7 protein-coding genes are annotated in these 6,935 nt (G+C 37.6%); 2 read left to right on the top strand and 5 right to left on the bottom strand.

Annotated features, from left to right (window positions below; genetic code table 11):
* From Q8907_10595 to Q8907_10610, 4 genes are all read right to left on the bottom strand, one after another.
* On the bottom strand, positions 1-659 hold a 659-nt coding region (locus Q8907_10595), incomplete at its 3' end, for an ATP-binding cassette domain-containing protein (GenBank protein MDP4274716.1).
* Between the two features lie 10 nt (positions 660-669).
* Positions 670-1,515 (bottom strand): hypothetical protein, encoded by an 846-nt coding sequence (locus Q8907_10600; protein MDP4274717.1) that lies wholly within the window; start codon positions 1,513-1,515, stop codon positions 670-672.
* 109 nt (positions 1,516-1,624) lie between these two features.
* On the bottom strand, positions 1,625-2,473 hold the full coding sequence (locus tag Q8907_10605; GenBank protein MDP4274718.1) for a hypothetical protein: 849 nt from the start codon (positions 2,471-2,473) through the stop codon (positions 1,625-1,627).
* A gap of 114 nt (positions 2,474-2,587) precedes the next feature.
* Positions 2,588-3,277 carry a hypothetical protein gene (locus Q8907_10610; GenBank protein ID MDP4274719.1) on the bottom strand — a complete coding sequence of 230 codons (690 nt, stop codon included), beginning with the start codon at positions 3,275-3,277 and terminating at the stop codon, positions 2,588-2,590.
* 336 nt (positions 3,278-3,613) lie between these two features.
* Between Q8907_10610 and Q8907_10615 the strand changes: the two genes are divergently transcribed.
* Both Q8907_10615 and Q8907_10620 read left to right on the top strand, forming a co-directional pair.
* Positions 3,614-5,323: a response regulator gene (locus tag Q8907_10615; GenBank protein MDP4274720.1), complete on the top strand. Its 1,710-nt coding sequence runs from the start codon at positions 3,614-3,616 to the stop codon at positions 5,321-5,323.
* Between the two features lie 67 nt (positions 5,324-5,390).
* Entirely contained in the window at positions 5,391-5,891 is a 501-nt protein-coding gene (locus Q8907_10620) for a hypothetical protein (protein ID MDP4274721.1), read from the top strand.
* 58 nt (positions 5,892-5,949) lie between these two features.
* Here Q8907_10620 and Q8907_10625 read toward each other — a convergent pair whose 3' ends face one another.
* Complete coding sequence (locus Q8907_10625; protein MDP4274722.1) at positions 5,950-6,363, bottom strand: thioesterase family protein; 414 nt, start codon at positions 6,361-6,363, stop codon at positions 5,950-5,952.
* Positions 6,364-6,935: the final 572 nt, after the last annotated feature.

Raw genomic sequence — 6,935 nt, forward strand, 5'->3', positions numbered from 1 at the left:
ACGGCAATCACAGTTCCCTTATATTGCCTGAGGTGTTCCTCCAGCCATTCGACCGACTCGGCATCAAGATGGTTGGTGGGCTCATCCAGGAGCAAAATATCCGGTTCGCGGAGCAGCAGCCGGCAGAGTGCTACCCTGCGGCGCTCTCCGCCCGAAAGGTTCTTCACCAGGGCATCGCCTTCGGGGCAACGAAGGGCATCCATCGCCCTTTCCAGCTTGATGTCAAGCTCCCAGCCGTTGACATGGTTGATTTTTTCGGTAAGCTGTCCCTGAAGGTCCAGGAGCTTGTTCATCTCATCATCGGACATCTCTTCGGCAAACCGCTGATTTACTTCTTCATATTCCTTCAGCAAATCAATAACTTCCTGTACACCTTCCTGAACCACTTCTTTGACAGTCTTGTTGTCGTCGAGGTGAGGCTCCTGTTCAAGCAGCCCGATGGAGTAGCCCGGGGCAAATACCACTTTGCCTTCGTACGATTGTTCAACCCCTGCAATAATCTTTAGCAGGGTCGATTTGCCAGAGCCGTTTAAGCCAATAATGCCTATTTTCGCCCCATAGAAAAAAGAGAGGTAGATGTTGTTCAATACCTTTTTTTGGGGAGGAAAAGTTTTTCCCACACCTACCATCGAAAAAATGATCTTTTTGTCGTCGGCCATATTTATTTAATTATCGGATGCGTTCAAAGTCGTCTTTGGTGAAGCCATCGGGTTCTTTGGCGCTTATATCGTGATAGTTGAAATAATACAGCTTTGAATCGTCGGTGCCAAAAATAAGAACATACGACCTGCCGGTTTTCACATCTTCGTCACTTGGACCAACCTTATGCAAAAACAGCATGTCCGGGGATTTCTGGTTGATTGCCTGTTCGATTTCTTTGTGGGATACGATTTTTACAGGATGTTTATAAAGGGTTGCAATACTTGCCGGATCAATTCCTTTGGCAATATCGCCCTGAGTCAGCAAAAGTGTTTTGCTTTTAATCTGTTTGATGTTTTTATTGTAATACCGTAGGAATTTCATCCTGGAATTATTCGGGCTCAGATCGATCAATTTTACGTGATCCTGAATAAAACGGATGATTACAGGGAATTTATACAAATAATCGCCATCGGAGGTGAAAACATAAGAAACAGGGACAGAAGCAAATTCCGGCATCAGGGTAATATCCTTGGTCGTATCGCCCAATAAAAGGTTGATGAAATTATAATAAACTCCTTCTTCATCCTTTTCAAACTTTGTTTTGGTGAAAACCAGGAAAGATGAATTGGAGTCATAACGAAGTTTCTGAAAATCCTGATCTGAAATGAATTCATAAGGAGTCAGTTTCCAGTCTTCCTGAACGGCTTTTTTCAGAGCCACACTGAATCCGCTGGTGGGATTATCCAATACTACATAAGTCTTTGATTTCAGCAGAACCGATATTTGTTTCCTGGTAGGGAAAGGAGATTTGTTTTGCGCCATTCCCAGGGTTACCATCAAAGTCATCAAAATTAACAAACAAGTCTTTTTCATACATCAATATTTAATTAATCAAAATTATACGGATTTTATGCCGTTAATTTAAAAGTCATCCAACGATGAAAACATTTCACAAACATAATAGTTCCTGAATTATATAATTTTATTTTTTAGCCAATTTTTTAAAATCGCTTTCCAGAAAACTATCCGGATGATTGTCGTTAACCATGTGATAGTCGAAGTAATAACATTTGGCATCAGCAGCGCTCATGATGATTTTATAACATCTTGCCCTAAACCTGGTTTTTTCGGGCCCCACTTTGTGCAGGAAAACCACATCATCATCCCGGTTATTAATGGCATCTTCAATTTCTTCGCGGGTTACAATTTTAAATTTATACGGGTATATCCTTTTTATGCGGGCTTCGGTATTGACTTCTTTCGACATTTCGTCGGCAACCAGGTAGAGCGTTTTGGTCTTGATATCACCCATATTTTCATTATAATATTTAAAAATATTGGTAGTCAAAAGTTTTGGGTTTGTCTGCAACCGTTTGACATGATCTTGCATGAAACGGACTAACACGCTCAGTTTGTAAATATAGTTTTCCTGATCCACTCCTTCGTAGGCAAGAGGAATGGCACAAATATCGGGCATCTCCTTAAGGGTACGGTAATTTCCTCCCATAAGCAGGTGTAAAAATCTGTAGGTGGCTTCTGTCTTATCTCCCGTGAAATTTACCAGGGTCATCATCAAAAAGGAATAATGAGGGTCCATTTTTTTCTTTTCAAATTCCTGATTGGTGATAAAGTCGAAAGGAGTAATTTTCCATTCCTTCTTCATGATATCCTTGATGTTCAGGTTAAAATCGCACATGGGGTTGTTTTCGAGCACGACCAATGTTTTTGTAGACATAAATTTATTCATGTCCTGACCCGTGGGGACATAATCCTGAGCCGTGGCAATGTGCTCAACGCAGATCATTGCCAGTAAAATAAAAATTTTTTTCATCCGAGAAATAATGTTAGAATTAAGATAAACTGAAAACTGCGTATTTATTTGCTCTCTGTTTACGGTAAATGAACAGGCACGTTGCATTTCAGCATTAATATTTACGGTTTAATGTTAATGTTTCTGTGGTAACATCAAGGGATTTCTTTCGTTAAATTTCCGGATGTACATAAATTTCAGCTGGTCTCTTTTCCTGGTTCTCAGTTGGGCATATTCATCATGCAATTCGGGATCGCTCATTAATAAGGTTTCCACGCTTTTTTCATCATAGTCCAATACCTTTCCGGTTTTGAAATCGATCAAGTACTGGCGCATTTCAGAAGTGGCATAATTTTGGGGCATCATCCCATAGTAGTAATAATTGTAATAATTATTATAAAAAGGGTCATAAGGATAAGCCCTGTTGTAATTGGTGACGGTTGCCAGGAAATGGCAGATGCTTCCGATAACGGTGACCCGGTTAAAACCCTGGCCAAACAAGATAAACAGAGCTCCGTTTTGTGAATACCCCCAGATTTTATCCGTTTTGATTTCCTGGCGTACTCCGAAATCGTCGTAGTAATAAACAGATTTATCCCTGAGCAGTCCTTCAAAAAAATCCGGACTGTTTGAATCTAGGCTGGTGATGACTCTTGCTACAGGTAAGGGGTCGTTTTGCTTGACCTGTGAGAAGTTCAGATAGAGACCATCTTCAAATTTGAAATCAGGACTATATTTTACCCATTTTGTCTTGGTTGTATCTGTCTGTCCATAAACGAAACTTGTCGAAATTGCAAGAACAAGAAAAAAGATAATTTTTCTCATGAAATTAAAATTAAGCTTTAGACTAATTACCGCTTTGAATAAACAAAGTTAATAAGTTTTGTCTATTCCTGCTTGAATTCGTACTTCTATTTTTACCTTCAAACCGGAAAACAATTTGCATATTTATACATAAAAATGCACAAACAAATGTGTTTGACATTTAACCGTTTAAACTTTTTGCCCTGAGAAAAGTTGATCTGATTGAATAATATTTGTTGTACTTGCTTTTTAATAAGGGAAAAAGGTTTTTACTTTACATTAAATATTTATAACTTTAATCACGGTGGATAAGGGTTATAATTTATTTTTTCTAAAATCAGGCAAGTTATTATAGCAATGTCAACGCTGAAGAATATTTATACTCTTTTTAATGAAAAGCTTAAAAGCGATTATCTGAGGTTGGGTTACCGGAAAATAACCGATTCGACAACTAATCTTCTTTTCGCTTTTTTAATGCTTTTCGCCGGATTTATAAAAATTTCATCCCTGCAATCCGGAATGGCCATTATTTGTTTCGCTGTTTCTTTTTTGGCTTTCTGTTCATTTTTCCTTTCCTGGAGGACAATGAAAATTGATAAGCTAATTTTAGTCACAACCCTTTTTAACAGTGCTGCCACGATTTTTCTTTTAATAGTTTTGCCTGGTCTGGGATATACCTGGGCGCTTATTCTGCCAGCCTTTTACATATTCCTTTGGGGAATCAAAAAAGGTACCATCTTCTCATCGGTTTTATTTGTACTCGCTTTCGTGGTTTTTTATTTTTCGGGATTGAAACCTTTTACACCCGGACTGATTTCAGGTTATGGTATCGCTTATGTTGTTGTATCTATTTTTGCAGTCATTGAAAGCCAGAAATTAAATAATCTCCAATCCAGGCTTAGTAAAAAGACTGAAGAATTCCATCGTGAAAATTATTTACGGGATCAATTTCTTGCCGGTTTATCCCATCAGATCAGAACGCCGTTAAATAACATTATGGTTGTTAACAAGATCCTTTCAGAATCCTCGTTGAACAACAAGCAGAAAGAATTATTGGATACCATTCAGGCTTCAGTGATCAATCTGGTCAGTGTGTTGGATAATATGGCCAAGGTTTCGAATGCAGATATGGGCCTTGAAAAACAAGTAAATATCAGCTTCAGCCTGGCTTCTACCATGCAAAGCATTATCTCCTTATTTGAGAGTCAGAATACAAGCAGGCTTAAATTAAACCTTAGCCTTCCTGCTCATTTGAATTATAACCTGATTGGCGATCCGGTCAAGATTAAACAAATATTTTTAAATCTGATTGAAAATATTTTAAAAGCAAAATCAGGAGAAGTAAATATTAATATAGATGTTTTGGTTGCGCACGACGGGCCTGAGGAACTCTCCTTGAGGTTTAATGTTTTATTCAATATCATTAATTTAATGCAGTTTCCCCAGGAATCCATTTATATTACTAAAGGCGATCTGGCTAACATTAAAAACAGTTTCGAAATCAATGAGCAATTTGATATTGGTATTGCCTGTAAGATCATTGAATTTAATAAGAGCAAACTGGAACTGGATTCTGATGATACAAAAAGTATATTTTCTTTTGTTATTCCATTTAAAAAAGACCTCTCGCATTTGGCTGCTGAAACCGGCGAAAGTACTGAATTTTTATGGGCCCAAAGCCCTAAGGTAGACCTGAAAGATTCAAATGTCTTGTTGGTGGAAGATAATTTAATTAATCAGAAAATAGTAGTGCTGGGCTTAGGAAGCCTTGTTAAAAATATTGAAATAGCCAATGATGGGCGGGAAGCGCTGACCAAGTTTGGCAATACAAAGTATGATATTATTCTAATGGACATACAAATGCCGGTCATGGATGGGTTGGTGGCTACCCGGAAGATCAGGGAAATTGAAGTCACCACAAATACTCATACGCCTATTATTGCAATTACTGCAAATGCTTTGTCCGGTGATAAGGAAATTTGTCTGGCTGCCGGAATGAATGATTATATCGCCAAACCATTTCAAATTGACACCCTGGTAGAGAAAATGAAAAATCTTTTGTCATAACTAAAATTTTCTCTCTGCTCTTAAATGGGCGGGACACCAGAAAAAACTATCTTTAAAGCAAAAAAAGATGATTATTGATAACGGTAAATCCGAAATAAAAATAAAACTGGTACAGTTCCTGTTGCTGTTAGTTTTCGCCGTTTTGGTTGCCATTTTATATGGCAGTTCTTATTTTATTGAATCGGTGTACGGAATAACCAGTCGCAATGTGGTAACTATTGTTTTTGCCGGAATTATTGTGGCCTTTTTTACGGTTGAGTTTATTTTGCTCGATTTACATTATGTCTATTATTCGGACAACGGGCAAAAAATAATTTTCAGGTTTTATCCCTTAAATCCTTTTAGGAATAAGCGTACTTCCTTCGAAATCTTCCAGAAAGATTTCATAAAATTTGAAGTTAAAAAGTCTATGATGAATTTAAGGGAGAACGTGATTGTCTATCAGATTACTCCTAAGGGGCTTGCAAAATATCCGCCCATCAATATCTCATTATTTAAAAAGGCAGATAAAGACAGGCTTTTTTCTGCTTTGCGTAAATTTGAAAAACATAAAGTTCAGGGGCAATAATATCCTTTCGGCTATTAAGTTTGATATCCGTAAAGTTGTCAAAAAACTGATGTACAGGTTAGTTTACCTGTACATTCTGATTTTGGCGGAAATGTTTCATCAGTTGACTCCTGAATTTTTCAGGAATATTGGTAGGTTTCTGATTATCAAAATCAAAATACACACAGACTGCCTTTCCCCTGGCCCCAACTTCGCCATTTTGCCAGGCTTCCTGGGTTACTTCAAATGAAGAATGTCCGATATGCGATATCCAGGATTTTATTTCCACATCCTGGTTGAAGAATAACTGTTTTAGAAAGTCAATTTCAATCCTGGCCATGATAAGATTCCAATGATTCAAATCGAATTCGGGATTGAAAATTCTGAAAATCGGGTTACGTGCCTGCTCAAACCATAAGGGCATCACTGTGTTGTTGATATGCCCAAGTCCGTCAACATCTCCAAAGCGTGGAGTAATCATCTCACTATACATTATCTACTCTATTTAATCGTTGCAAAATTAACAATTTTTTATACAAGCTCAAGGTTAAAAGGTGTTTTGGTCAGAAGGAACTCTGAATGGCTGGATTATCGTACAATCTGATTGTAATATAGATTGGTTTTTAGATAAAAGTTGTAAAATTCCGGAATGTGTTTCAAGCAAATGCAACCCCGGAGGCACTATGAGCACAGAAAAATTATAAAATATCTCTTCGTGAACTATGTGTAACTCTATGTCTACTCGGTGTATCTCTGTGTTATCGTATTTAATCATTACACAGAGAGCCACAGAGGTTTTCTCCGATTAACATCCCTGTGGTTAATGTATTTTAGCGTCTTGGTGCCTTAGCGAGAAATCAAAAAACTTCAAACCCTATCAAACTATCTTTATCTTCCTTGGTATCCGAGGTAAGTGATTGACATATTTTTACTGCTTTCCCGACAACTTTTTTTTTCAATGATATATATCAGCGCCAATAAATTCCGTCAGTCTAAAACCTGATGATTTGCTGGACCTTATGTTTCTTGAGGTAAGTTTGAATTTTAGATTCCAGGTTTAAATTC

It is taken from the genome of Bacteroidota bacterium, from assembly GCA_030706565.1.
Classification (GTDB): domain Bacteria; phylum Bacteroidota; class Bacteroidia; order Bacteroidales; family JAUZOH01; genus JAUZOH01.